Here is a 25,415-nt window from a genome sequence, read left to right as displayed (position 1 = left end):
GGCATGGGCTGTGCGTAGGTTGGTGCTGAGCTTGCGAAGCCCAACGACCAGCGCCGCCAATGTTGGGCTTCGTGCCTCAGCGCCAACCTACACAAGCCATTCATTGTGCGGGCTCCAGCTCCGTAGGATGGGTTGAGCGCAGCGATACCCATCGAACCCTTGTTGGGTATCGCTGCGCTCAACGCCAACCTACCAAAGCGGATCATTGTGCTGGCCCCAGCAAAATCCGCCCGGACGAGCAGGGGGCTTCGCCATTGCGGAAGGCGAAGTACAGCTTGCCGCGTGCGGTGTCGAAACGCAGGGTCAGTTGCAGCTGATCGCCGGGGCGCACCAGTTGCTGGAATTTCAGCACTTCCATGCCGCTAAAACGTGGCGGCAGGTCTTTGATCAGGCTGCGCGCCAGTTGCTGCGCCCAGTCAACCTGGACCACGCCGGGCAGTACCGGGGTTTGCGGGAAGTGCCCGGTGAAGTGCGCCAGGTCTAGCGGCACCACCAGTTCCAGCTGCCACTCGCCGTCTTGCTCCACCGCTGACAGCGGCTCCACCTGGGTTGGCCGTGGTGCTGCCAGCAGTGCTTCGACCGTGGCCTGGACCAGCTTGCCCTGATTGTTGTAGGCTATGTCTAAGTTAACTGTTGCGATGGTCTAAACTGAGTTGTGATGTCTCCGAATGCGAGGGATTGATCATGAAAGCGATTCAGTTTTCACGGTGGGTAGCCCAGCTGCCCACCCTAACGCCAGAGCAGCGTCGTCAGTTGAGCACCAGCCTTTCACATACCGGCGTGCTTACGCAGGACGTAATCAAAGCCCCCAGCCACTGCCCACATTGCCAGTCCAAAGAACTGCGCCCGTGGGGCACCAGTGGCGACCTGCCTCGGTATCGCTGCAAAGCGTGTGGCAAAACCAGTAATGCTCTGACGGGCACTCCTATGGCGCGATTGAGAAAGCGTCATCTGTGGCAAGACTATGCCGAGGCGTTGACCCAAAGCCTGAGCGTACGCAAGGCCGCAATCCATTGTGGCGTCAGCAAGAACACGGCTTTCCTGTGGCGGCACCGGTTTCTCTCTCGAATTGCTGATCACCAGGCCCGGCATGCATCGGGCATTGTCGAGGCGGATGAGACCTTCTTCCTGGAGTCCTTCAAGGGCCAGAGAGAGCTGCCCCGCCCACCTCGTAAGCGCGGTGGAAGTGCCAAGCGGCGCGGGTTGTCTGCCGAGCAGATCCCAGTGTTGGTGGTGAGAGATCGTAGTGGCCAGCAGGCTGACTTCAAGCTGGAAAAGCTTGATGCACGCCACGTCGGGGAGCGACTGCGCCCGCTGATAGACGCGGACGCGATTCTTTGCACCGACAGCGCAGGTGTCTATGCCCACTTTGCCAAAGCAGAGGGCATTACTCATCGACCGATAAACCCGAGTCAGAAACGCCGAGTTGATGGCGCTTTCCACATCCAGAACGTGAACGCCTACGATAGTCGGCTCAAGAGCTGGATGATTCCTTTTCATGGTGTGGCCACCAAATACCTGACGAATTATTTAGGCTGGCGGCGCCTGCTTGAACGCTACAAAACGCAGCTCAACCCGTTGATTTGCTTGGGTGAGTCGCTGGGATATAGGGCCACGCAACAGTTAACTCAGACATAGCCTTGTTGTAAGGCAGCTGGGCGAGCAGCCGCCAGCGCCGGGGCAGGGCGATGGCTTGGCAATGGTCGGCCAGGTGACGGCGCAGGGTTTCGGTGACGGTCTTGCGCCCCTGGTTGCGCAGCGCATGCAAGCCGGCCGCGCTCAGGACGACCAGCGCGCCGAGGTAGGCGCGGCCTTCCTGTATCACGCCGAGGCGTGCATCGCTCAGCCATTCGTGGCTGCTTAGCGCCTGTTCGAGCATGGGCAGGGAAATGCGCTTTTCTTCCAGCTTGATAACCCGGTCCAGGCGACCGCGCAGGGCAAAGCGGCCATCGGCCTGCAGCTCCACCGCATCGGCGGTCTGCTCGCGGTGGCCGACCGGCAGATAGGACGAGGTCAGGTGCAGCGCACTTTCGCTGTTCTGCCCCAGTTCCACCCCGACAAAGGGCGTCCACAGCTCACCGCCCTGACGCCAGGCGATACCGCCGGTTTCCGAGCTGCCGTAGATTTCCGTGGGCCATTGGCCGAGCAGATTCTGCAGTTCGGCAGCGGTTTCGGCCGGCAGCGCGCCGCCGGAGGAGAACACCTGGCGTACCGCACGCAGCGCCGGCCAGTTAAGGTTGTCGCCCATGCGCTTGAGCAACGCCGGGCTGGCGACCCAGGCAAAGCCATTGGCGAATGTCAGGCTTTCGCGCTGCAAGTCTTCGGGGAATGGCTGGGCGCGGCGCAGAAAGACGCGGCCGGCGCACAGCGGCCAGAGCACGCGAAACAGCAGGCCGTAGATATGCTGGGTGGCGACGCTGCCGAGGATGGTCGCGGTGCCCAGCTGCTCGCCCCACAGTTGCTCCAGGGCGGTGACTTCATTGGCCAGCTGACGCAGGGATTTGTCGATCAGCTTGGCTTCGCCGCTGGAACCAGAGGTGCACAGGGTTAGTCGGCACTGGTCGAGATCGAGCGGGGCGGGCTGCAGCGCAACGCTTTCGGGGTTAAGCAAACCGTCGAGATTATCCAGCCACAGGTCGCACTGCGTACCTATGCGCTGGCGGGTTTGCGCCTGGGCATCGGCCGGCAGCAGTACGGCGATGCCGGCGCGCCAGGCGGCCAGCAGGGCGATAGCCAGTTCACCGGCATCATCCAGGTACAGCGCCAGGCGTTTTACGCCACGGCCTTGCAGCTCGGCGGCCAGTTGCAGGGCGTGTTGGCGCAGCTGGGGCTGATCCATATCCGCAGTTACTGTGCGGCCTGGGTGGGCTTCGAGCAGCAGGTGCTCGAGGGGCAGCCAGTTCATTCATGTCTCCTTACATGCTGGCGCACCAGCCATTCACCGGCAAACAACAGGCCCATCAGCCCGTAGGAAATCAGCCCGGTGTAGAGGGTCCACCAACTCAGCGGCGCCCAGAAAATTAGCGCCACCACCACCAGGCCGTTGGCCAGGAAGAACCAGGCCCAGACGGCGGTAACCAGACGTGTGTAGCGGATCGCCACGTCCGGCAGTTGCGGCTCGGTCAGGCGCGCCAGGCGTTCGATCAGTGGTGGGCCGAACTTCAGGCTCAGGCCGAATAGCGCCAGCAGCAGGCCGTTGAGCAGCACCGGATACCAGCGCAGCAGCTCAGGCTCACCGGCCAGGCCGAGCAGCAGGCAGAAGCCCAGGGCCACGGCAGTCATCCAGCGGTTGCCCGGCTTGCCCCATTGGCTTAGCGCACGCACCAGCCACAGGCCGCCAAGCACGGCGGCGAACAGGCGTGGCGACAGGTGCTCCATGCCGTAGTACACGGCAAAGGGGTAGATCAACCCGGCCAGCAGCAGGAGCAGGCCCAATAGGCGACTCATTATTCGTTGGCTGGGGCGTTGACCAGTTGCAGCACCGCCTCGACCACGTCACCAACGGTGCGCACAGCCTTGAACTCTTCGGCCGCAAGTTTTTTGCCGGTCTGGCGCTTGATATGGTCGATCAGGTCCACGGCATCAATGCTATCGATTTCAAGGTCCTGATAGAGGTTGGCTTCCGGCGTAATACGTTCGGCGTCCAGCTCGAACAGCTCGACCAACGCATCGCGCAGGGTGTCGAAAATCTCTTCACGGGTTTGCATCGGTGGCTTCCTCAGGCGGTCTGTTGCGATGACACGAATGCCGCCAGGCTGGCTACGTTGGCAAAGTGCTTGCGGGTATCTTTGGCTTCGGCGTCGATCTTGATGCCGAAACGTTTCTGGATGGCCAGGCCGAGCTCCAGGGCGTCTACCGAATCCAGGCCAAGGCCTTCACCGAACAGGGTCAGGTCGGCGGCGATGTCCTCGGCAGCCATGTCTTCGAGGCCGAGGGCGTCGATGATCAGGTTCTTAATCTCCAGCTGCAAATCGCTCATCTTTGGCGAGCTCCTTCATAAAGTGTTGGTGCAGAAAATCGTTGAGTTTGCGTGAGGCTATCGGCGGCGGCCCCATGGCATTGAATTGTTGTGGGTCGATATCCTCGCCTACGCGCAGACGGATGTGAAAACGGCGCGACGGAATGCTGTACCAGGGCTCGGCCTTGGTCAGGGTGGTGGGGCTGACGCTGATGACCACCGGGGTGACGATGCGCGCGCCGCGAATGGCGATAGCTGCGGCGCCACGGTGAAATTCCGGTGCCTGCCCCGGTGTGGTGCGCGTGCCTTCGGGGAAGATCACCAGGGTCTGGCCGCTTTGCAGGGCGCCTGCCGCCTCATCAAGCATATCCATGCTGCCGCTGTTGCTGATGTAGTGGGCCGCGCGCAGGGGGCCGCGCATGCTGGGGTTATCCCACAAGCTTTGTTTGACCACGCAGTTGGCATCGCGAATAAAGGCGATCAGCACCACCACGTCAATCAGCGACGGGTGGTTGGCGATGACCATCTGTCCCGGCTGGCCGAGGCGTTCGATACCTTCGACCTCGTAGGTCAGCACGCCGCTGCGGTACATAAAGCGCACGAACAGGTAGAAGGTCTTGCTTACTACCGCGCGGGCGCGGGTGCGCCGGTTCAGGGCGTCGCCGGGTAGCAGGGCCAGCAGCGGGAAAATCAGTATGCGCAGCAACACGCCGCCGATGCCGAACAGGCTGAAGCTCAGGGCCGTGGCAATCAGCCGCCAGACATAGGGCGCGCTGTAACGGCTCAGACCTTGCTGCGTGACCAGATCCATTGTCGGCTCTTCCAGTGGTGCTGCAGGGTCGGCTGGTCGCTGCACAGGGCGCGGACCAGGTTAAGGGCGTGGGGCCACTCACTGCCTGCGCCGTCGGCGCGGCTCAGGTGCAGCTGCCACTCATCGCCCGGCGTCAGCAGCAGGCCAACGGCATAGGGAAACGGCACGTCATCGATAAAAGGCGTGTAAAGCGCGGGCGGGGTTTCCTCGGCAATCACCAGTAGCACTGCAGGCGCGCCGTCGTGGAGCATGCCGCAGGCTTCCAATATGGCGTTTTCCAGGCCATCGCCGGCGCCGGCAATGGCGGTCATTTCGCTGTGATCGCCGCGCTGGATCGACCACAGCCCGATGATCGCGTTATGCACCGAGAGGCTGAACTGGGTCGGCGATAGCGGCTCGCCGTGCGCCAGGTCGGTGAGGATAGCCAGGGTGCGTGGGGTTTCGCCATGCCGGCTGGCGAATACCATGGGCAATTGTGGGTGCGCTTCGGCCAGCGGCCAGGCGACATGGAAGGCCATCCGCGCCAGACGGCTCAGGCGCCGGCGCTGCATGGCCGGCAGCGCGCTGACATCCGGTTGCTCACCGGCATCGATCAGGCGCGACGGTGCCTGATGCCAGGCGCACCAGTCAGCCGTGCTGTCCAGGCCAGGGGCCCAGGCACGCCATTGTTCGATCCTGAAATGTGTCACGCGGTGGGGGTCCGTGTCGGCTACAGCCAGTCGCAACCAGTGAAGGGCTCGGCAGCAGGTGTGGCGAAGTGCTGGCATTATCCAGACCGTACGGGCCATGCGCAAATCCGTGGCTTATCGTTCTGACCGGAGGCGGCGCGGATTTGCCGAAAATCTCGCCCTTGTCACGTAGTTTGCATAGAATCCGGGACCATTTCGGGGTTTATGCGGGATTCAGGGGGTATTTCATGCGGCGCGTGATCTTCAATCAGAAGGGCGGTGTGGGTAAGTCCAGCATTGCCTGCAACCTGGCCGCAGTGAGCGCCTCCCAGGGCTATCGCACGTTGCTGATCGACCTGGATGCCCAGGCCAATTCGACCCATTACCTCACCGGCCTGACCGGTGAGGACATCCCCATGGGCATTGCCGAGTTCTTCAAAGGCACGCTGAGCAGCGGCCCGTTCGGGAAAAAGAGCGGCGTGGATATCTACGAAACGCCGTTCGACAACCTGCATGTGGTCACCGCCACCGCCGAGTTGGCCGACCTGCAGCCCAAGCTTGAGCAGAAACACAAGATCAACAAGCTGCGCAAACTGCTCGAAGACCTCAGCGAGGATTACGAGCGCATCTACCTCGACACTCCGCCGGCGTTGAATTTCTACACCGTGTCCGCCTTGATCGCCGCCGACCGCGTGCTGATCCCCTTTGACTGCGACAGCTTCTCGCGTCAGGCGCTCTACGGCCTGCTGCGCGAAATCGAAGAGCTCAAGGAAGACCACAACGAGGGGCTGGAGGTTGAAGGCATAGTGGTCAACCAGTTCCAGCCGCGCGCCACCCTGCCGCAGCAGTTGCTTGACGAGTTAATTGCCGAGGGCTTGCCGGTGCTGCCGGTCAACCTGATGAGCTCGGTGAAGATGCGCGAATCGCACCAGGCCTGTACGCCGTTGATCTACCTAGACCGCAACCACAAGCTGACCCAGCAGTTTGTCGAGCTGCATGACCTGCTTAATAGCGCTGACTGAGCCGCGCCCGGAAAACAGAAAAGCTGCCTAGGAGCCTGTCGGACTTTCTGACTCTTCCTTGCGCTGAAAGTATTCGCGACAATCAAGGCCCTGCAATCGAGAGCCCCGCTGATGAGCCGTTTTGTCCTTGCTGACCGAGACACTGCGTATTTACTACCGCCTTCGGTGAACGAGTGGTTGCCGGCGGATCACTTGGCGCGGTTCGTGGTCGAGGTCATCGAGCAACTCGATTTGAGCGAGCTGACTGGGCAGTATGCGGGGCGGGGTTCAGCTGCCCACCATCCGGCCGTGCTCCTGGGGCTGCTGATATACGGCTACGCCAATGGCGTGCACTCCAGCCGCAAGATCGAACGCGCGACCTATGACTCGGTAGCGTTCCGTTATCTGGCGGCCAACACCCACCCCGATCACGACACCTTGGCTACGTTCCGTCGACGTTTCCGGCAGCAGGTTGAATCGCTGTTCGTCCAGGTGCTGATGCTGGCGCGCGAGATGAAGCTGCTCAAGCTCGGTCATATCGCTCTCGACGGCACCAAGATCGAGGCCAACGCCAGTAAGCACAAGGCCTTGTCCTGGGCGCACGCCAACAAGATCGAGGCGCAGTTACGCCAGGAGGTCCAGCAGTTGCTGGCGCTGGCCGAGAACAGCGACTGCGCCGCCGTACCCGATGGCATGGATGTGCCGGCGGAGATTGCCCGGCGCGAAGATCGGCTCAGCGCGATAGCCCAGGCCAAAGCGAAGATCGAGCAACGTGCAGCTGAGCGACACGCCATTGAGCAACAGCAATTCGAGGCCAAGACGGCCAAGCGTGAGGCCCAGCGCAAGGCTGGAAAGAAACCACGCGGCAAGGATCCAGAACCGCCCGCAGCGGGCCCCAAAGACAGCGATCAAGTCAATCTGACCGATGAAGAGTCACGCATCATGCCCGTCTCCGGTGGCGGCTTCGAGCAGAGCTATAACGCTCAAGCCGGGGTCGACACCGAGACGATGCTGGTGGTCACACAGCATGTAACCCAGGCCTGCAACGACAAGCGCGAAGTGGTTCCCACGCTACAGCGCATAGCCACCTTGCCCGCCGAATTAGGCGAGGTGAAAAGCCTGATTGCGGACAGCGGCTTCTTCAGCCAGGCCAACGTGAGCGCCTGCCACGAAGCCAAGGTCGAACCGCTTCTGGCGCTCAAACGCGAGTCGCACCACACCCCGGTACTGGAGCGCTTTGCCACCGACTCGCCGCTACCACAGACGAGTAACCCAGTCGAACAGATGGCTCACCGACTGAGCACGCAAGAAGGTCGAGCGCTGTACAGGCTACGCAAACAGACGGTCGAACCGGTGTTTGGCATCATCAAGCGAGTGATGGGCTGGCGGCAGATGAGCATGCGCGGCCTGGCCAACGCCCAGGGCGAATGGAGCCTGGTGACCATGGCCTGGAACATCAAGCGTTTGCATGTGCTACGCGCGATGTAACGCGGCCGAAAAGTACGCCCACCCGCGTCCAGGCAGCTGCTCAGGTGCACGAACGGACCGCCTGGGTTCGCGATAGTCAACTCGGATGCTTAGAAAGAACGACCCCGAGCAATCAAAGACCTAAACCCGCGCTGTCATTCCTTTTCGGGTTAAGTCCGACAGGCTCCTAGGCAGCTTTTTTGTTGGCTATGTACCAGTTATGTGTTGAGTCGTCCCGAACAGCTATAGGGTGCATGAAACGCGGTAATACGTAGGGTGGGTTAGGCGCGAACCGGGATCAGGCAAACCCCATCGACTCTCAACGCGCCGTAACCCACCATGGCGGTCTACCGACAAACCGCAATGGTGGGTTACGCGGCGCTCGAATTGCGTGGAGCCCCTCTAAAACCAGCCCCAGCGCCGCTAACCCACCCTACAAAAGCGGCCTGCAACACAGTCTTGAGACAGAGCCTTTTTGTTGGGGCTGAGTAAGCAGGGTGGGTTACGCCGCTGCGCGGCTAACCCACCCTACCGAACGACGTAAATATCGCAGGGCGCCTTGTGCAGGAAGTGCTGCGCCAGGCTGCCGAGCAATGCTTGCGACAGTGCGCTGCGGCCGTGGCTGCCGAGTACCAGCAGTTCGGTGTTGGTACTTTTTAGGCGCGCTTGCAAGCTGCGCAGGATGCCGCCTTGCTCCACCGAGTGGGTCAGGGTTGGGCCTTTTTCCGGCAGGTTCTGCGCTTCATCTTCCAGCAACTGATTGATCAGTGCTTTTTGCGTGGCCAGTTGCGCTTCGACCTGCTGCCGCGTGCCCTTATCTGGTTCGAAGACGTGCAGGGCATGCAGCTCGGCAGCTTCTGGCAGCAGGCGATAAGCCTCGCCGAGGGCGCTGCAGGCGCAAAGCGAGAAGTCGATGGCAGCCAGGGCGCGTTCATACGGGCGCGAGTTGTTACGCGCGACCAGCAGCAACGGCACCGGGCAGTTGCGCGCAATACGGTCGAGGCTGGTGCCGGAGAAGAAGTCGTGGCGTTGGTGATGGCCGCCGAGTACCAGCAGGTCGCAACCCAGTTCGTTGAGCTGCTGCAGCACCACTTCCGAAGGTTTGATGCCGGTGCGGATCAGCAGCAGGCTGCCGGGCGGGGCGTACTGGGTCAGGCTGCGATCCAGGGCCTGTTTGGCCTGCTCATGTTCCTGGCTGCTTTTGCTCGGGTCGAGTACATGCAGGATGGTCAGTTTGGCGTTGAACTGCTTGGCCAGCTGGGCGGCGCGGCACAGCGCTATATCCGCAGTGTCGCGCAGGTCGTGGGCGATAAGAATGTGTGTGGGCATGGTCGGCTCTCTCCTGCCGATACCTGTCGGCAAATTTATTGTGGCCTCGAGTCGTAGCTAGATTTTTGACCAAGGGCAAGGTCAGCCGTCAGTGTGCGCGTAATTGATAGAGGCCGCGACTCTCGACCACTACTTCACCACTGTCATCGGTCAGCTGCAACTGTAAAACATACTCGGCTTTACCGCGTTCTGTTGCCTGCTTTTGCAACTGCTGGATTTCTTCCGCGCCAAGGCGTGCCTCAACCCGAATATCGCCGGTCGCCGGGCGGCGAAAGCGCAGGTTCATTTCTTTGACGATGGGGTAAAAACGCTGGGCATCGAAGCTGGTAAGAAACAGCGCGCCGCCGGGGATTTCCGCCAGGGTGAACAGCGCACCAGCGTACATGCTGCCGATATGGTTCTGATTGCCGCTCAGGGGCATGCACAAGCGCACGTGGCCAGCTTCCAGTACTTCGGCCCTGAGCCCACTGCGTTGGACAAAGGCGATCTGTTCTTCAGTGAGCTGGCGCACCAGTTCGATAGGCATCGTCATGCTTGGCTCCGCGCGTATTGTTGTGCGGCCAGCCTAAAGGTTGGTCGATGGCAGGGTAATGACCGCGAGGCCAGCGTTCGATTGACCGATCCGCTCAGATACCCTGCTGGCGCAACCAGCCGAGCAATTGCGGCAGCGCACCACTTTGCCGGGCGATTTCGACGCCGCCCTTGAGCAGAATCAGCGTGGGAATGGAGCGGATGCCCATCTCCGCCGACAGCTGCGGGTTGGCTTCGCTGTCCAGCTTGCTCAGGCGGCAATGGCCTTGCAGCTGCCGGGCGGCTTGTTCGTAGATCGGCGCAAAGCTGCGGCAGGGGCCGCACCAACTGGCCCAGACATCGATCAACAGCGGCAGGTCACCCTTGTTCTGCGCGTCGAAATTGGCCTGGGTCAACTCGAAGGGCGTGCTTGGCAACACCTCGGCCTTGCAGCGGCCACAGCGCGGCGCATCGCTCAGGCGCTCGGCGGGAATACGGTTGAGGCCGTTGCAGTGTGGGCAGGGGATAAGTAGGGGATTGGACATGGGCGACTCCAGAGGCGGTATCACTAATCTGGAGTCGCTTGCGCGAATATCAAGGGCGATCAGCTCGCGGCGGCGTCCAGCGCCTGGGCCAGGTCGGCGAGGATATCGTCGCTGTGCTCGATGCCAATCGACAGGCGCACCATGTCGCGCGGCACGCCGGCCTTTTCCAATTCCTCGTCATTGAGCTGGCGGTGGGTAGTGGAAGCCGGGTGGCAGGCCAGCGATTTGGCATCGCCGATATTGACCAGGCGCACCACCAGCTTGAGCGCATCGATAAAGCGCGCGCCGGCTGCCTGGCCGCCGACGATGCCGAAGGAGAGGATCGAGGCTGGTTTGCCGCCGGTGTAACGCACGGCCAGCTCGTGCTCAGGATGATCCGGCAGGCCAGCGTATTTCACCCAGGCGACCTGCGGATGGTTCTGCAGGTAATGGGCGACCTTCAGGGCGTTCTCGCAGTGGCGCTCCATGCGCAGGGCCAGGGTTTCCAGGCCTTGCAGGATCAGGAAGGCGTTGAATGGCGACAGTGCTGCACCGGTGTTGCGCAGCGGCACCACACGGCAGCGGCCGATAAAGGCTGCTGGGCCGAAGGCCTCGGTGTAGGTCACTCCGTGGTAGGACGGGTCCGGCGTATTGAGCAGCGCAAAGCGCTCTTTATTGTCGGCCCAGGGAAACTTGCCGGAATCGACCACGATGCCGCCGATGCTGGTGCCGTGGCCGCCGATGTATTTGGTCAGCGAGTGCACGACGATGTCCGCGCCATGCTCAAACGGCCGGCAGAGAATCGGCGTGGCCACGGTGTTGTCGACGATCAGCGGTACGCCATGGCGGTGCGCAGCGGCAGCCAGAGCCGCGAGGTCGACGATATTGCCGGCTGGGTTGCCAATGGATTCGCAGAACACCGCCTTGGTGCGTTCGTCGATCAGCGCTTCGAGGGCGGCGATGTCGTCATGGGCGGCGAAGCGGGTCTGGATGCCAAAACGCGGCAAGGTGTGGGCCAACAGGTTGTAGGTGCCGCCGTAGAGCTTGGCCACCGAGACAATATTGTCGCCAACCTCCGCCACGGTCTGGATCGCGTAGGTGATGGCGGCCATGCCCGAGGCCACGGCCAGTGCGCCGACGCCGCCTTCCAGCGCCGCCACGCGCTCTTCGAGCACGGCGTTGGTCGGGTTCATGATCCGTGAATAGATATTGCCGGCGACCTTGAGGTCGAACAGGTCGGCACCGTGCTGGGTGTCATCGAAGGCAAAGGAGCTGGTCTGGTAGATCGGTACCGCCACCGCCTTGGTGGTTGGGTCAGGGCTGTAGCCGGCGTGGATGGCCAGGGTTTCCAATTTCATGGGCGCGTTCCTTCAGGGCAGATTGAAGGTTGCCAGCATGGGCAAAGCAGCAAGGCCCGGTCAATGCGCAGGAGTTGGGTTAGATCGATATATTCACAGCTTATGTCGTCAGACCGGTGTCAGCGGAAAGAACCAGGGAATCACGAAACTGGCCACCACCCACAGCAGCAGGTTGAGCGGGATGCCGACCTTCATAAAATCGGTAAAGCGATAGCCACCGGCGTTATACACAAAGGTGTTGGTCTGGTAGCCGATGGGCGTGGCGAAGCTGGCGCTGGCGGCGAACATCACCGCGACCACAAAGGCGCGCGGGTCAACGCCCAGGTGCTGGGCCATGCCGATGGCAATCGGGGTGACCAGCACGGCGACGGCATTGTTCGACAGCATCTCGGTAAGGATCGAGGTAAACAGGTAGATAAAGCTCAGCATCAGCAGCGGGCCGGCCCAGGGCAGCCAGCCCATGAGGTTCTGCACCAGCAGGCTGACCAGGCCGACCTTGTCCATGGCGATGCTGATGGCCAGCATGCCGAAGATCAGGCTGAGGATCTTCCAGTCCACCGCCTTGTAGGCGTCTTCCACGTCTAGGCAGCGGGTGGCCAGTACGGTCACCGCGCCGATGATCGCCAGGCCCTCGATGGGCATCACGCCGAAAGCGGCGAGGAGCATCACCGCCAGGGTGGAGATGATCGCAATCGGCGCCTTGTCGCGGCGGAAGGCACGTTCCTGCACGGCGTTGAGGCTGATCAGTTCGCCATTGTCGGCAAAGCGCTTGATCTGCGCCGGGGTGCCTTCCACCAGCATCACGTCGCCAAACTGCAGCTCGAAATCGTCGAGGTTGCCCTGGATGTTCTCGTCCTGGCGGTGCACGGCGAGCACGGCGATGCCATAGCGCGCGGTCAGGTCGAGGTCGCGCATGGGCCGGTGGCTGTAGCGCGAGTTGCGCCCGACTATGGCCTCGGCCAGCACCACGTCATGGCTGCTGATGGTCTCGAAGGCGTCGCTGCGGTTGAAGGTCAGATGGCCGCTTTCGCGTAGCTCCACCACATTCTTGACCTGACCGTGCAGCACCAGGCGATCACCGCTGACCAGCAGGGTGGTGGCGCTGGGCTCGGTCAGCTCCAGGTCCTCGCGGAACAGCTTGAGCACCTGCAGGCCGCTGCCGCCATTCAGGTTGGCCTCGTGCAGAGTCTTGCCGATCACCGGGGAGTCGTGGGGCACCAGCAGTTCGGTCATAAAGGTGCGGTCCAAATCCGGGCGCAGCTGCTTGGACAGGGTCTCGCGTTCGGGCAGCAGGTGGCGGCCGATGGTCAGCAGGTAGAGCATGCCCACCGTGGCCAGGATCAGGCCCGCGCCGGTAATCTCGAAGATGCCGAAAGGTGCCAGGCCGGCCTTACGCGCCACGCCGTCGACCAGGATGTTGGTCGAGGTGCCGATCATGGTCAGGGTGCCGCCGAGGATGGTGGCGTAGGACAGCGGGATCAGCAGCTTCGACGGAAAAGTGCCGGCGCGCCGCGCCAGGGCGATGGCCACCGGGGTGAGAATGGCCACCACTGGGGTGTTGTTCAGGCAGGCGGAAATCACCAGGGCGGTTAGGGTCAGACCGGTCAGTACGCGAACCGGGCTGGTGCCCACCAGATTGCCCAGCCAGTTACCCAGGGCGTCGATGCAGCCGGTGCGCTCCAGCGCGGCGGAGAGCACGAACATGCAGGCGATGGTCACTGGCGCCGAGTTGCTCAGCACGCTGAGCACTTGCGCTGGCGTCAGCAGTTGGGTAATCAGCAGCGCTGCCACGGCGATGGCGGCCACGATGTCCGGGCTCCACTTCTCACGCACAAAAGCGTACAGCACCCAGATCAGCAGGGCGCCGACAAACAGCAGGGGCAGAGGAAGAGAGTCCCAGAACATGAACATCCTTAGCGCGAGGTACCGGGCGCGCCGATTCCAGACGGGGCGGCCACGCAAGGCGGAGAAGATAAGGGTTGCTGCTTAGAGAGTCTAAGAATGTTTGGAAAGGTTTATATGCCTTTTCGGTTTAATAGATAAGGCTGTACCGCCCGCTCTAGCGCGCCCTGTACCTGTGCGTTGGGTCGCTGGCCGATTAGGCTCAAAGCTTTGGTGAGCGGGAGGTTATATGCGGCAGCTAGGCATTCTGGGTGGCATGAGCTGGGAGTCCACGGCCAGCTATTACCGTTTACTCAACCAGGGTGTGCGCGAACAACTGGGTGGTTTGCATTCGGCGCCCTTGCTGCTGCATTCAGTGGACTTTGCCGAAATCGCCGCGCTGCAGCAGCAGGGTGATTGGCTGGCAGCTGGGCAGGTGCTGGCGCAGGCGGCTCAGGGGCTTGAGCGGGCGGGAGCTACAGCCTTGCTACTGGCCACCAACACCATGCACAAGGTGGCGCCGGCCATTGAGGCGGCGGTGCAGATTCCCCTGCTGCATATCGGCGATGCAGTTGGCCAAGCCCTGCAACGTCAGGGCGTGCGCCGCGCGGCCCTGCTCGGCACGCGCTTTACCATGCAGGAGGATTTCTATCGCCAGCGCCTGGCCGAGCGTTTTGCCATCGAGGTGATTACCCCGAATGCTGCGCAGATGACGGAAATCGACCGGGTGATCTTTGCCGAGCTATGCCAGGGCCAATTTCTGCTGCCGGCGCGGGCGTTCTATCTGGACTGTTTACGCGCGCTGCAAGATCAAGGCGCCGAGGTGGCGATTCTTGGCTGTACGGAGATCGGTTTGCTGCTTGAGAGCCTGGACGCGCCGCTGCCGTTACTCGACAGCGCCGAGCTGCATGTGGCCATGGGGTTGGAGTGGATGTTGGGGGGGTAGGTTGGGTTGAGGAACCTGCGACGAAGCCCAACGATAACCGGGCGGAGCGCTACGCGCTCCCTGTTGGACTTCGCAAGCTCAACCCAACCTACGACGAGCAGCTGATTTCCAGGTGCTTGCCCCATTCCGGTGGCCGTTGGGCGTAGCGTTCGAAGCCGGGTTGTTCGTCGAAGGGCCGCGACAGCACCTGATTCAGCTCGCGCACGGGGGCGTAGTCGCCCTGTTCGGCGGCGGCGATTACTTGCTGGGCCAGGTAGTTACGCAAAATGTATTTGGGGTTGGCGGCGTGCATGCGCGTGCGCCGTTGCGCTTGGTCGTCGCCATCCTGGGCGCTGCGCGCCAGGTAATCAGCGGTCCAGGCGTCGAAGCCGGCCAGATCGGTAAAGTCATCACGCAGGCGTGCCACCGCTTGCGCCGCCGGGCTGTCGCCGAGTTCGCGGAAGAAAAGAGTGTAGTCCACCGAGCTGCTCTGCATCAGTTGCAGCAGGCGTTGCACCAGGGCTTCGTCGCCCTCATCGGCGCTGAGTAGGCCCAGGCGTTTGCGCATCAGATCGAGGTAATGCGCTTGGTACAGCGGCAGAAACAGACCAAGGGTTTCGCGCAGCGCTTCTACATCAACCAGCGGCACCAGGGCCTGCCCGAGGGCGGCGAGGTTCCACTGGGCAATCGGTACCTGATTGCTGAAGCTGTAGCGGCCCGTGTCATCGGAATGGTTGCAGATGTGCTGGGCGTCGAAATCATCGAGAAAGGCGTAGGGGCCGTAATCGAAGGTGATGCCGAGGATCGACATATTGTCGGTGTTCATCACCCCATGGCAGAAACCGTAGGCCTGCCAATAGGCGATCATCGCCGCATTGCGCTCGATAATCTCGCGGAACATCGCCAGGTAGGGCTGCGCCTGCTGCAGGCAGTCGGCGTAATGCGAATGCAGCACATGCTCGGCCAACTGCTTAAGCAACTCATGTTGTTGGGTGTAATAGAAGTATTCGAAGTGGCCGAAGCGCACATGACTGGGCGCCAGACGCAGGACCATGGCGGCGGTCTCTTGTTTTTCGCGCCACACCGGGGTGCTGGAGCCGGTGACGCACAGCGCTCGCGAGCTGGGGATGCCGAGGGCGTGTAGGTGTTCGCTGGCGAGAAACTCGCGGATTGATGAGCGCAGTACGGCGCGGCCGTCGCCCATGCGCGAGTAGGGTGTTTGCCCGGCGCCTTTCAGGTGCAGATCCCAATACTCGCCGGCGTTGTTGACCACCTCACCCAGCAGCAGGCCACGGCCATCGCCCAGGCGCGGGTTGTAACCGCCAAACTGATGCCCGGAATAGACCATGGCGCGCGGCTCGGCCTCGCTCCACAGCTTGTGCCCGGCAAAGATCTGCGCGAACACCTCGCTGTCGGCCTCACTTGGGTCGAGGTCGAGCAACGCCATGGCGGCGGTGCTGGCGACGATCAGGCGTGGCTCGGCAATCGGTTCGGGCAGTACCTCAGTCGAAAAAGCATCGCCGAGGCGGGCGAAGCGATTGTTGAAAGTCAGCTCGGTTAACGACTTCAAGGCGGGGCTCCAGGCAATGGCGCCGCCGAGCCATGGCTCGGCGGCGGGTGGTCGGTGGCCCTGTTTTGCGCGCTGTGCGAGCGCCAGGCCCGATATTTACTGAGGGTCGGGCGTGGGCTCTGTGGGCAGGGCAGGTGTGGTTGGCGTGATGGGGTCCTGTTCGGTACTGGGCTGCTTGCTTTGGGTGGTTTCGCCCGTGCCCAGGTTGAGCTCCAGACCCTGCAGGTTCTTCACCATGACCTCGACCTGGTTGAAGGCCATCTCGACGTTGTGCTCGCGGAAGCTCAGGGCGATGCGGGTGAGAATCTCATCGGTGGAGGCGTTGCGGTCGACCAATTCGCGCACGTGGAAGCGCAGTTCGTAGTCGAAGGTGCTGGCGCTGATGGTCAGGAAGAACAGCAGCGGTTCGGGGTCGCGCAGCACCCGTGGGTTTTCCGTGGCGGCCTGCAGCATGAGCTTGCGCGCCAGAGGCAGATCGGTCTCGTAGGCCACACCGATCTTGATGATCACCCGGGTTACGGTGTCGTTGAGTGACCAGTTGATCAGTTGATCGGTGACGAAGGTCTTGTTTGGCACGATGATTTCTTTGCGGTCGAAATCGGTGATGGTGGTGGCGCGGATACGGATCTTGCTGACCGTACCGGACAGGTTGCCGATGGTCACCACGTCGCCAATGCGTACCGGGCGCTCGAAAAGGATGATCAGGCCGGAGATAAAGTTGGCGAAGATCTCCTGCAAGCCGAAGCCCAGCCCCACCGACAGCGCGGCGACCAGCCACTGCAGCTTGTCCCAACTAACGCCGAGGGTCGATAGGGTGGTGACAAAGCCGATGGCCACGATCAGATAAGACAGCAGCGTGGTGGTGGCATACGCGCTGCCCTGGGCCAGCTTTAGCCTGGAGAGCACCAATACTTCCAGCAGGCCGGGTAGGTTGCGCCCCAGCGCTATGGTGACGCCAACGATGACCAGCGCACCGAGCACGTCGCTGAGGCTGATCGGCACCAGGGTGGCGGCATCACCGGTGCCGCTGCTGTATTCGTACAGGGCGATATTGTCGAGGTAGGCGAATACCGAGATCAGGTCCGCCCACACCCAGTACAGGCCGGCGATAAAGATGCCGAGCAGGGCCAGGCGAATCAGTCGCAGCGATTGCTGGTTGACCTGCTCGATGTCTAGGGTCGGCTCTTCAACCACGATCTCCGTGCCTTCGCCATGCTCCTTGCTCTGCGCTTGGCGTTTGGCTGTGGCGCGCTGGTAGGCCAGGCGACGTGCCGCTACGCCCAAACCACGGACGAAGGTGGCCTCGATAATCAGCCAGATCACCAGCAGGTAGAGGGTGTTGATCAGGCGGTCACTGAGTTTCAGTGCGGTGTAGTAGTAGCCGAGGCCGACCGCGACAATCAGCGCTAATGGCAGCAGGCTCAGGGCTATGCCGATCAGCATGCGGAAGGCCGAGGCATGTTCGCGCGCGGGGCCGGTAAGCAGCAGCTTGTGCAGCAGCCAGACCATCAGCGCGTAGCAGGTCAGCACCACGGCCAGGCCTATCACATCATCACCTAGGCTAGCCGGCTGATGCCTGGCAATCGTCACCACGGTCACCAGGGCCATGACCACCAAGCCTAGACGGCGTACCTGGCGATGCAGAAAGGCCACCTGTGGGCGACCCCAGCGGAAGTGCAGCTCGGCCACGCCGCCGTCAGCCAGGATGCGATACAGGGTGTAGAACACCAGCCAGGCTTGGGCCATCTGGAACAGCGCCTCGCCTAGGTTGACGTTCTGCCCGCGGGCGTCCATTTGCAGGGCAAAACCGCACAGCGCCAGGAACAGCGTACCGGGCAGTGCCAGCAGGACGTTGAGCATGATCGCCATGGGTGTGTGTAGCTGGCTGTCACGTTTGAAGTGGCCAATGTCCTTATGCAGCTCAGCGAGCTTGCGATACAGGTAGCTGCGCCGCCACAGCAGTACGGCGATCAATAGCAGCAACGGCAGGAACAGCAGCGGTCGCTCGGTTAGGCCGGCGCCCAGTTGACGCAGGTTGGAGCCCCAGGGCAGTTCGGCTATCTGTCGTTCCAGCAAGCGCGGTACGGATTTGAACCACTCCAGGTCCAGCGGTTTGTTGCTGGGGATCCAGAACATCTGCTCGTCGAGGGTGGCGCGCAGGTTTTCGGCAGTGGTTTTCAGCTGTTTCTGACTCAGTTGCAGGGTGATCGACTCGTTAAGTAGGGCGTTCAGCTCACTATTGAGGCGGTCGATCAGCTCGCGGCGGGTGTCGATGATTGCCAGCAGGTCGGTGCGCAGGCCCTGGTCATTGGGCTGGTCGGCCTTGGTTCGAAGCAGGGTGTCGACATACACGCTGGGGTTGTTGATGGCTTCACGTTGCTGGTTGAGTTCGAACTGGTACAGGCGCAGGTCGGCGATCTGGTCAGGCAGGCTACTGTCGATTTTCAGCGTTGGCAGGGCCTGCTGCTGCTTATAAAGGATGCGCGAAAGCAGCAGGCTGCCCTGCAGCACGCTGATCTGCTCCTCCAGGGCCTGATCGCTCTGGTTCAGGCTGTCGAGTTGCTGCTTGGTTTGCAGGTTCAGGCGGGTCAGCTCATTGAGCCGGTCGGTGGTGCGCAGCAGATAGTCGGATAGCTTCAGGTTGAGCGTGCTTTCCTGCGCCAGCAGGTTGTCGGTGCCGGCTTTTTCAGCTTCGCGAGCTTGTTCGGCGAGGGTTTGTTCGGACAGGTTGCGACGTTTTTCGTTGATCAGGTTCTGCAGGTCGAGCAGCTCCTTTTCGAGGCGTTTAATGCGCTCATCCAGTAGGCTTTGGCGGCTGTTGCCCAGGTCCTGCAGCAGGTTGTTACCGGCCAGCTCCTGACGGCGCAGCTGGGTTTGCGCATCCAGCTTGGCCAGTTCGGCATTCAGTTGGTCGCGGCGCTCGCTGCTCAGCGGTTTGTTGGTTTCACGGCCGCTTTTCAGGATGCTGTTAATTTTCTGGCTGCGGGTTTGGTTGCTGCTGATTTCTGCCTGCGCGCGTTCCGGGCGGGTCTGCGCGGTGATCACCAGACTGTTGGCGTCGATGATTTGCTTCTGCCACTCGTTGAGCTGTGCGTTACGGTCAGCCAGCAGTTGTTCGAGCTGCGGCAGCGTACTTTTGCCATAGCGCAGGCTGACCTGGGTAGGTGTGCTGTTTTTCAGCCGCTCGTAATCGCGCTGTGCCTCGCCAATCAGTCGTGGGGCTTGCTGCAGCTGCTTCTCAAGGTCGCTCAGGCGTTTCTCGTTGTCGGCTTTCTCGTCCAGCAGCGCCAGGGTTTTCTCCAGGGTCTGCTTGGCCGCCAGCTGGTCGGCTTCCGGCAATTTGCGCTCGGCCAGATTATCCAGGCTGCTTTGTACGTCAGCGCGGCTCGGTGGCTCGGCGGCATGCAGCAATGGGGCGCTTAGGCACAGCCCGAGCAGGGCGACGACAAGATAAGTGCGAAGAGAGGGCATAGTGACGATCATTGGCTCGAAAAGAAGCTGAGTTTAGAGGAAGAGCCCAGGTCCTGGGCGACTCCCTTCGGGGAATCTGACGCCGACCTTGCGGATCTTGTTCCCTTCCATGGCCGCCACCGTCCAGGTCAGGCCTTGCCATTCCACCTGGTCCCCGATCACCGGTTCGCCGCCAATCTCATGGGCAATAAAGCGCCCCAGGGGCTGTTGGCCATCGTGCTCATCCAGCTGCAGGCCGTAGAGCGCTGCCACGGCCGCCAGTTCGGCATCGCCTTCGAGCACGAAGTCACCAAAGAAGCGCAGGTCCTGACCGCGTGTTGGCGCCTGGCTGAACAGTTTGCCGAGGGCCGGCAGGTCCTGCTCATGGCCGACCACGCAGAGCAGGTCACCGGCATTCAGGGTGGTGCTGCCGGAGGGGTGCAGTAGCTCCTTGCCCCGGAATAGTGCGGCGATGCGCGTGCCTTCGGGCATTTTCAGCTCGCGCAGGGGCGCGCCGATGCACCACTTTTCCGCCCCCAGGCGGTACATAAACAGCTCCCACTGGCTGGTCGGGTGAACGTCCAGGCCGGCGCGCGACACGGGCGCCGGCTCCGGCGGTACGGTGACGCGTAGCAGTTTGGCCGCCCAGGGCAGGCTGGTGCCTTGCAGCAGCAGTGAGACCAGGACAATAAAGAAGGCCACATTGAAGAACAGCTGAGCATTCGGCAGGCCCGCCATCAGCGGGAACACCGCAAGAATGATCGGCACCGCGCCGCGCAAGCCCACCCAGGCGATAAAGGCGCGCTCACGGTCATGGAACGCCCTGAAGGGCAGCAGGCCGATGAAAATCGACAGCGGCCGGGCGAACAGGATCATCCACAGCGCCAGGCCCAAGGCCGGCAAGGCAATTGGCAGCAGCTCATGCGGGGTGATCAGCAAGCCGAGAACCAGGAACATGCCGATCTGCGCCAGCCAGGTTAGGCCGTCAAGCATATGCAGGATGCCGTGGCGCGAGCGGATCGGCCGGTTGCCCAGCAGCAGGCCGCACAGGTAGATCGACAGAATGCCGCTGCCGCCGACGGCGGTGGTGATGGCGAAGATGATCAGGCCGCCGCTGACCACCAGCAGCGGATACAGGCCATTGGCCAGTTCCATGCGGTTGATCAGGTTGAGCAGCAGCCAGCCGCCACCGAGGCCGAACAGCGCGCCGATGCCGAACTGTTGCAGCAGCTGCAGCAGCAGGTTCCAGCTTATGCCGTCCTGGCCGCTGGCGAGCATGGCGATCAGAGTGACGGTAAGGAACACCGCCATCGGGTCGTTACTGCCGGACTCGATCTCCAGGGTGGCGCTGACCCGTTCGTTAAGGCCGCGCCCGCCGAGCAGGCTGAATACTGCGGCGGCATCGGTGGAGCCGACGATGGCACCGATCAGCAGGCCTTCCATCCAGGTCAGGTCGAATAGCCAGGCCGCCGCTACGCCCGTCAGGCCGGCAGTAATCAATACGCCGACGGTGGCCAGTGAGAGCGACGGCCACAAGGCCACGCGAAAGCTCGATACCCGCGTACGCATGCCGCCATCGAGCAGGATGATGGCCAGCGCCAGGTTGCCGACCAGGTAGGCCAATGGGTAGTTATTGAAGACGATGCCGCCAGGGCCGTCGGTGCCGGCGAGCATGCCGACGCCAAGAAAGATCACCAGAATGGGGATGCCGAAGCGCGAACCAAACGCGCTGACCAGGATGCTCATTGCCACCAGAACACCACCGATCAAAAACAGATTGTTGATGGTGCTGGCATCCAAGGCGCGTACTCCGTGCGGGTTGGTTAACGTGCCACTATGCATGGCGCGTGCCAGAGATTCTAACCGCTGCCTTCGAGCAACGCTCAAAAAAAACGCCCCGTGTTCAGCGGGGCGTCAGCATTTGCGTAGCCCGGATGAAATCCGGGGGTGGCCGCACAAACTGCTCCCGGATTACATCCGGGCTACGTCGTTGTCAGCTTTGAGCTTCTTAGAACCAGGCGTCCTGCATGCTCAGGCATGTATCGTCGCGGGCTTCGAGGATGGCCAGGTCGTGGTGGCAGCTCGGCACTTCCCAGGTCAGGAAATAGCGCGCGGCCTGCAGCTTGCCCTGGTAGAAGTCGACATCGCTGGCATCGCCCTTGCTGTTATTGAGGCGTGCCAGGCCTTCTTCGGCGCGGATCGCCTGTTCCAGCCAGCGCCAGCCGATCACGGTATGGCCGAATACCTTGAGGTACAGCGCCGAGTTGGCCAGGCCTTCGTTGACCTTGCCGCTCATCAAATCGCCCAGTAGTACCAGGGTTACCGTTTGCAGGCGTGCCAGCAGATGCTCCAGCGGCTGACGCAGGGCGGTCAACGAGGTATGGGCTTCGGCGCGCTGGCAGGTGCCGTGGATCAGCTTGAGCAACTGTTTGAGCGCCGCGCCGCCATTCATCGACACCTTGCGCCCGAGCAGGTCGAGGGACTGGATGCCGTGGGTGCCTTCGTGGATCGGGTTGAGACGGTTGTCCCGGTAGTACTGCTCCACCGGGTAATCGCGGGTGTAGCCGTGGCCGCCGAGAATCTGAATGGCCAGCTCATTGGCCTTGAGGCAGAACTCCGAGGGCCAGGATTTGACGATCGGCGTGAGCAGGTCGAGCAGCTCCAGGGCGATACGGCGCTTCTCTTCAGTTTCCAGCGTCAGGGTGTCGTCGAACAGCCGCGCCGCGTACAGGCCGAGGTCGAAGGCACCTTCCACATAGGCTTTCTGGGTCAGCAGCATGCGCCGCACATCGGCGTGCTCGATGATTGCCACCTGGCCGGAGGTCGGGTCCTTGCCATCGGGCAGGCGGCCTTGCGGGCGTTGGCGCGCGTAGTCCAGCGAGTACAGGTAGCCGGCGTAGCCGAGCATCACCGCGCCCATGCCGACACCGATGCGCGCCTCGTTCATCATCTGGAACATATAGGCCAGACCATGGTGCGGCTTGCCCACCAGATAGCCGACGCAGCCGTCGTTATCGCCCCCCGCGTTATCACCAAAGTTAAGTGCAGTGGAAGTGGTGCCGCGCCAGCCCATCTTGTGGAACAGCCCGGCCAGCACTACGTCGTTGCGCTTGCCCAGGCTGCCGTCGTCGTTGACCAGGAACTTCGGCACGATAAACAGGCTGATGCCTTTAACGCCCGGCGGGGCATCCGGCAGTTTGGCCAGCACCATATGCACGATGTTTTCGCTCAATGGATGGTCGCCGCCGGAGATAAAGATTTTGTTGCCCTTAACCCGGTAAGTACCGTCGGCGCGAGGCTCGGCTTTGGTGCGAATGTCCGACAGCGAGGAACCGGCATGGGGCTCGGTCAGCGCCATGGTGCCGAAAAAACGTCCATCGATCATCGGCTGCAGGAAGCGTTGCTTCTGCTCATCGCTGCCGAAGGTCTCGATCAGATTGGCCGCACCCATGGTCAGGAACGGATAGGAGGTGGTCGCCGCGTTGGCCGATTGGAAGTGCGCAAAGCAGGCCTGCGACAGCAGGTTGGGCAGCTGCATACCACCAACCTCGAACTCGCGGGTGGCATTGAGAAAGCCCGCTTCGAGGAAGGCGTCCACCGCCGGTTTGACCTCGGGGATCAGCACCGCCGCTCCGTCGACATACTCCGGCTCATGTTCGTCGTTCTTGCGGTTATGCGGGGCGAACAGGTTTTGCGCGATGCTGCGGGCGGTGTCGATGGCCGCATCAAAGGTTTCGCGGCTGTGCTCGGCGAAACGCTCGCGCTGGGTCAGGCCTTCGGCGTCCAGCACTTCATACAGCTCGAAGGCCAGGTTGCGGGAACTGAGCAGGGACTCGGACATGGGTATACCTCCAGTTGCGATGGGCCGAGTCTAAGCAGCCGCGCGTGCTGCTCCCAGCACTATCAATAAGCGTGATAGAGGCTTAGCTAGCAAAGCCACGGGCCAGTTCGACTGTGAGCTCGGCGGCGCCGATGCTCTTGCAACCACTGACATTTTGCCCGGCCCACAGCGGTGAGAAGTCGCCGCTGCCCTGGCTTTCCGCTTTGGCCCGTAGCGGCGCAATGGCCGCCGTTGCCAGGGGGAAAGTGGGTGCCAGCGAGCTTATTGGCCCCAACTCACGCATCACTCGGTTGACGATGCCGCGTGCCGGACGGCCGCTAAACAGATTGGTCAGGGCGGTGTGCTGCGCAGCCGGACTGTGCAGAGCGGCGCGGTGGATGGCGCTGGTGCTGGCCTCATCGCAGCACAGGTAGGCGGTGCCGATCTGCACCCCAGCCGCGCCGAGGGCCATGGCCGCGCGTACGCCTTGCGCGTCGGCAATGCCGCCGGCGGCGATAACCGGCAGCTGCACCGCCTGGACGATCTGCGGCAGCAGGGCGAAGGTGCCGAGCTGGCTGCTTAGTTCATCGGTGAGGAACATGCCGCGATGGCCGCCGGCTTCCAGGCCCTGGGCGATAATCGCATCGGCGCCGTTGGCTTGCAGCCACAGCGCTTCCTCGACCGTGGTCGCCGAACTCAGCACCTTGGCCCCGCAGGCCTTGACCCGTTCCAGCAGCTCGGCCGACGGCAGGCCAAAGTGGAAACTCACCACCGCAGGGCGAAACTCATCGAGCAGATCGGCCATTTCGGCACTGAACGGCAGACGGCCGGGGCCACTGGCGATAGTCGCTGGGTCGATGCCCAACTCGGCGTAGTAAGGGCTTAGGGTCTCGCGCCAGGCGGCTTCGCGCGTGCTGTCGACTCTTGGCGGGGTGTGGCAAAAGAAGTTCAGGTTGTAGGGTTTGCTGGTTTTTTCGCTTAGCGCCTGCAGCTCCTTACGCAAACCGGCGGCGTCGAGCATGGCGCAGGGCAGCGAACCCAGCGCGCCGGCATTCGATACGGCAGCGGCCAAGCCATGCAGCTGCACGCCGGCCATCGGCGCCTGAATTAGCGGTAGCTCAATGCCCAATAGGTCTTGCAGTTGCATGTCGGCTCTCCTTTGCCAGACGAATCAACGGCCACCGTACTTATCCATCTGGCGCATGGCAAATGCCGTCATCCTGCGGCCCTGTTAAACTGCCCGGCCACAGGAGCCCGCCCCGATGAACTACCGCCACGCCTTCCATGCCGGCAACCATGCCGATGTGCTGAAACACTACGTCCTCAGTCGCCTGATCGCCCTGCTGTCACGTAAGGAAGCGCCGTTCGCCTACCTCGACAGCCATGCCGGTATTGGCCTGTATGACCTGCGCGGCGACCAGGCCAGCCGCACCGGCGAGTGGTTGGAAGGCATCGCGCGGCTATGGCAGGCCACTGATGTGCCGGACCCGCTATTGGATTATCTGGAAGTGGTCCGCGCGATGAACCCCGATGGCGAGCTGCGCCATTACCCCGGCTCACCGGAGCTGGCGCGCCTGCTGACCCGCGAGCAGGACCGCCTGCACCTGAACGAGAAACACCCGGAAGATGGCCGCCTGCTCAAGGAAAATATGCGCGGCGACCGCCGCGTCGCGGTGCACCTGGGTGAAGGCTGGTATGTGCCGCGCGCCTTGTTGCCGACCCGCGAGAAGCGCGCGCTGCTGCTGATCGACCCGCCGTTCGAGCAGGTCGATGAAATGGAGCGTTGCGCCGAGTCTCTAAGCGAAGCCATCGGCCGCATGCGCCAGGCGGTGGTGGCGATCTGGTACCCGATCAAGGACCTGCGTCAGCTGCGGCGCTTCTACAGCGACCTGCAAAAGAGCAAGGCACCCAAGCTGCTGCGCATCGAACTCTATGTGCACCCCACCGATGAAGCCGCGCGGCTGAACGGCTCCGGCCTAGTGATCAGCAACCCGCCATGGGGCCTGGAAGACGAACTCAAGCAGATCCTGCCCTGGCTCGCTCAACTGCTTGGGCAGAGCCAGGGCGGCTGGCGTATGGATTGGTTGATTGAGGAAAGCAGCGGCAGCTAGCGGCCCTGCGTAGGCTCAACGAAGTAAGTGAG

At 62.3% G+C, this 25,415-nt stretch carries 20 protein-coding genes and 2 pseudogenes; 5 read left to right on the top strand and 17 right to left on the bottom strand.

Annotated elements, in window-relative coordinates:
- Window positions 1-202: 202 nt before the first annotated feature.
- Window positions 203-610 (bottom strand): annotated as a pseudogene (locus tag AC0T4W_RS18705) (3-hydroxyacyl-ACP dehydratase FabZ family protein); the annotation flags it as partial.
- 74 nt (window positions 611-684) lie between these two features.
- On the opposite strand from AC0T4W_RS18705, the gene AC0T4W_RS18700 reads away from it, so the two are divergent.
- Window positions 685-1,638 (top strand): IS1595 family transposase, encoded by a 954-nt coding sequence (locus tag AC0T4W_RS18700; RefSeq protein WP_476315460.1) that lies wholly within the window; start codon window positions 685-687, stop codon window positions 1,636-1,638.
- Between the two features lie 4 nt (window positions 1,639-1,642).
- Here the strand turns inward: AC0T4W_RS18700 and AC0T4W_RS18695 are convergent.
- The 6 genes and pseudogenes from AC0T4W_RS18695 to AC0T4W_RS18670 all read right to left on the bottom strand — a co-directional run.
- Window positions 1,643-2,905: pseudogene (locus AC0T4W_RS18695) on the bottom strand (AMP-binding protein); the annotation flags it as partial.
- Window positions 2,902-3,447: a COG4648 family protein gene (locus AC0T4W_RS18690; RefSeq protein WP_476321542.1), complete on the bottom strand. Its 546-nt coding sequence runs from the start codon at window positions 3,445-3,447 to the stop codon at window positions 2,902-2,904. The gene AC0T4W_RS18690 and the pseudogene AC0T4W_RS18695, both read right to left, overlap by 4 nt.
- Window positions 3,447-3,707: an acyl carrier protein gene (locus AC0T4W_RS18685; protein ID WP_476321540.1), complete on the bottom strand. Its 261-nt coding sequence runs from the start codon at window positions 3,705-3,707 to the stop codon at window positions 3,447-3,449. Before AC0T4W_RS18685 ends, AC0T4W_RS18690 begins: the two co-directional genes overlap by 1 nt.
- Before the next feature lie 11 nt (window positions 3,708-3,718).
- Window positions 3,719-3,979, bottom strand: coding sequence for a phosphopantetheine-binding protein (locus tag AC0T4W_RS18680; protein ID WP_090249897.1), 261 nt, complete (start codon window positions 3,977-3,979; stop codon window positions 3,719-3,721).
- Window positions 3,954-4,769, bottom strand: coding sequence for a lysophospholipid acyltransferase family protein (locus AC0T4W_RS18675; protein WP_476321537.1), 816 nt, complete (start codon window positions 4,767-4,769; stop codon window positions 3,954-3,956). The genes AC0T4W_RS18680 and AC0T4W_RS18675 overlap by 26 nt, the downstream gene beginning before the upstream one ends.
- On the bottom strand, window positions 4,742-5,458 hold the full coding sequence (locus tag AC0T4W_RS18670; protein WP_476321535.1) for a beta-ketoacyl synthase chain length factor: 717 nt from the start codon (window positions 5,456-5,458) through the stop codon (window positions 4,742-4,744). The genes AC0T4W_RS18675 and AC0T4W_RS18670 overlap by 28 nt, the downstream gene beginning before the upstream one ends.
- A gap of 227 nt (window positions 5,459-5,685) precedes the next feature.
- Here AC0T4W_RS18670 and AC0T4W_RS18665 point away from each other — a divergent pair, with 227 nt between their 5' ends.
- Window positions 5,686-6,459, top strand: a complete 774-nt coding sequence (locus tag AC0T4W_RS18665) for a ParA family protein (RefSeq protein WP_476321533.1) — start codon at window positions 5,686-5,688, stop codon at window positions 6,457-6,459.
- A gap of 111 nt (window positions 6,460-6,570) precedes the next feature.
- Window positions 6,571-7,926 (top strand): IS1182 family transposase, encoded by a 1,356-nt coding sequence (locus tag AC0T4W_RS18660; RefSeq protein WP_476315485.1) that lies wholly within the window; start codon window positions 6,571-6,573, stop codon window positions 7,924-7,926.
- A gap of 507 nt (window positions 7,927-8,433) precedes the next feature.
- Here the strand turns inward: AC0T4W_RS18660 and AC0T4W_RS18655 are convergent.
- From AC0T4W_RS18655 to AC0T4W_RS18635, 5 genes are all read right to left on the bottom strand, one after another.
- The gene (locus AC0T4W_RS18655; protein WP_476321531.1) at window positions 8,434-9,234 is read right to left on the bottom strand and encodes a universal stress protein; all 801 of its coding nucleotides are present in this window, start codon (window positions 9,232-9,234) and stop codon (window positions 8,434-8,436) included.
- A gap of 88 nt (window positions 9,235-9,322) precedes the next feature.
- The gene (locus tag AC0T4W_RS18650) at window positions 9,323-9,766 is read right to left on the bottom strand and encodes a YiiD C-terminal domain-containing protein (RefSeq protein WP_476321529.1); all 444 of its coding nucleotides are present in this window, start codon (window positions 9,764-9,766) and stop codon (window positions 9,323-9,325) included.
- 94 nt (window positions 9,767-9,860) lie between these two features.
- Complete coding sequence (gene trxC / locus AC0T4W_RS18645; RefSeq protein WP_476321527.1) at window positions 9,861-10,289, bottom strand: thioredoxin TrxC; 429 nt, start codon at window positions 10,287-10,289, stop codon at window positions 9,861-9,863.
- A gap of 59 nt (window positions 10,290-10,348) precedes the next feature.
- Window positions 10,349-11,626, bottom strand: coding sequence for a bifunctional O-acetylhomoserine aminocarboxypropyltransferase/cysteine synthase (locus AC0T4W_RS18640; protein ID WP_476321525.1), 1,278 nt, complete (start codon window positions 11,624-11,626; stop codon window positions 10,349-10,351).
- A gap of 108 nt (window positions 11,627-11,734) precedes the next feature.
- A complete protein-coding gene (locus AC0T4W_RS18635; RefSeq protein ID WP_476321523.1) occupies window positions 11,735-13,531 on the bottom strand; it encodes an SLC13 family permease in 1,797 nt (598 codons plus the stop codon).
- 226 nt (window positions 13,532-13,757) lie between these two features.
- Between AC0T4W_RS18635 and AC0T4W_RS18630 the strand changes: the two genes are divergently transcribed.
- Window positions 13,758-14,453 (top strand): aspartate/glutamate racemase family protein, encoded by a 696-nt coding sequence (locus tag AC0T4W_RS18630; RefSeq protein WP_476321521.1) that lies wholly within the window; start codon window positions 13,758-13,760, stop codon window positions 14,451-14,453.
- Between the two features lie 88 nt (window positions 14,454-14,541).
- Here the strand turns inward: AC0T4W_RS18630 and selO are convergent, their stop codons facing one another.
- From selO to AC0T4W_RS18605, 5 genes are all read right to left on the bottom strand, one after another.
- A complete protein-coding gene (gene selO, locus AC0T4W_RS18625; protein WP_476321519.1) occupies window positions 14,542-16,002 on the bottom strand; it encodes a protein adenylyltransferase SelO in 1,461 nt (486 codons plus the stop codon).
- Window positions 16,003-16,098: 96 nt separating this feature from the next.
- Window positions 16,099-19,473: a mechanosensitive channel MscK gene (gene mscK, locus AC0T4W_RS18620; protein ID WP_476321517.1), complete on the bottom strand. Its 3,375-nt coding sequence runs from the start codon at window positions 19,471-19,473 to the stop codon at window positions 16,099-16,101.
- A gap of 33 nt (window positions 19,474-19,506) precedes the next feature.
- Entirely contained in the window at window positions 19,507-21,252 is a 1,746-nt protein-coding gene (locus AC0T4W_RS18615) for a potassium/proton antiporter (protein ID WP_476321515.1), read from the bottom strand.
- A gap of 208 nt (window positions 21,253-21,460) precedes the next feature.
- On the bottom strand, window positions 21,461-23,293 hold the full coding sequence (locus tag AC0T4W_RS18610) for an acyl-CoA dehydrogenase (RefSeq protein ID WP_476321513.1): 1,833 nt from the start codon (window positions 23,291-23,293) through the stop codon (window positions 21,461-21,463).
- A gap of 82 nt (window positions 23,294-23,375) precedes the next feature.
- The gene (locus AC0T4W_RS18605; RefSeq protein ID WP_476321511.1) at window positions 23,376-24,419 is read right to left on the bottom strand and encodes an NAD(P)H-dependent flavin oxidoreductase; all 1,044 of its coding nucleotides are present in this window, start codon (window positions 24,417-24,419) and stop codon (window positions 23,376-23,378) included.
- A 115-nt stretch (window positions 24,420-24,534) separates the two neighbouring features.
- Between AC0T4W_RS18605 and AC0T4W_RS18600 the strand changes: the two genes are divergently transcribed.
- Window positions 24,535-25,383, top strand: a complete 849-nt coding sequence (locus AC0T4W_RS18600; RefSeq protein ID WP_476321509.1) for a 23S rRNA (adenine(2030)-N(6))-methyltransferase RlmJ — start codon at window positions 24,535-24,537, stop codon at window positions 25,381-25,383.
- Window positions 25,384-25,415 lie beyond the last annotated feature (32 nt).

The organism is Pseudomonas sp. C7.1, from assembly GCF_056312395.1.
The sequence above is the reverse complement of the archived record's forward strand: the minus strand, read 5'-3'. Positions and strand labels throughout refer to the sequence as shown.

Bases quoted from the DNA above. Each gene is read 5' to 3' on its own strand.
- AC0T4W_RS18685 (WP_476321540.1), bottom strand. From the start codon at position 3,707: ATGCAAACCCGTGAAGAGATTTTCGACACCCTGCGCGATGCGTTGGTC.
- AC0T4W_RS18610 (WP_476321513.1), bottom strand. From the start codon at position 23,293: ATGTCCGAGTCCCTGCTCAGTTCCCGCAACCTGGCCTTCGAGCTGTAT.
- AC0T4W_RS18665 (WP_476321533.1), top strand. From the start codon at position 5,686: ATGCGGCGCGTGATCTTCAATCAGAAGGGCGGTGTGGGTAAGTCCAGC.
- AC0T4W_RS18605 (WP_476321511.1), bottom strand. From the start codon at position 24,419: ATGCAACTGCAAGACCTATTGGGCATTGAGCTACCGCTAATTCAGGCG.
- AC0T4W_RS18700 (WP_476315460.1), top strand. From the start codon at position 685: ATGAAAGCGATTCAGTTTTCACGGTGGGTAGCCCAGCTGCCCACCCTA.
- AC0T4W_RS18600 (WP_476321509.1), top strand. From the start codon at position 24,535: ATGAACTACCGCCACGCCTTCCATGCCGGCAACCATGCCGATGTGCTG.
- AC0T4W_RS18680 (WP_090249897.1), bottom strand. From the start codon at position 3,979: ATGAGCGATTTGCAGCTGGAGATTAAGAACCTGATCATCGACGCCCTC.
- mscK (WP_476321517.1), bottom strand. From the start codon at position 19,473: ATGCCCTCTCTTCGCACTTATCTTGTCGTCGCCCTGCTCGGGCTGTGC.
- AC0T4W_RS18660 (WP_476315485.1), top strand. From the start codon at position 6,571: ATGAGCCGTTTTGTCCTTGCTGACCGAGACACTGCGTATTTACTACCG.
- trxC (WP_476321527.1), bottom strand. From the start codon at position 10,289: ATGTCCAATCCCCTACTTATCCCCTGCCCACACTGCAACGGCCTCAAC.
- AC0T4W_RS18650 (WP_476321529.1), bottom strand. From the start codon at position 9,766: ATGACGATGCCTATCGAACTGGTGCGCCAGCTCACTGAAGAACAGATC.
- AC0T4W_RS18630 (WP_476321521.1), top strand. From the start codon at position 13,758: ATGCGGCAGCTAGGCATTCTGGGTGGCATGAGCTGGGAGTCCACGGCC.
- AC0T4W_RS18675 (WP_476321537.1), bottom strand. From the start codon at position 4,769: ATGGATCTGGTCACGCAGCAAGGTCTGAGCCGTTACAGCGCGCCCTAT.
- AC0T4W_RS18690 (WP_476321542.1), bottom strand. From the start codon at position 3,447: ATGAGTCGCCTATTGGGCCTGCTCCTGCTGCTGGCCGGGTTGATCTAC.
- AC0T4W_RS18655 (WP_476321531.1), bottom strand. From the start codon at position 9,234: ATGCCCACACACATTCTTATCGCCCACGACCTGCGCGACACTGCGGAT.
- AC0T4W_RS18640 (WP_476321525.1), bottom strand. From the start codon at position 11,626: ATGAAATTGGAAACCCTGGCCATCCACGCCGGCTACAGCCCTGACCCA.
- AC0T4W_RS18635 (WP_476321523.1), bottom strand. From the start codon at position 13,531: ATGTTCTGGGACTCTCTTCCTCTGCCCCTGCTGTTTGTCGGCGCCCTG.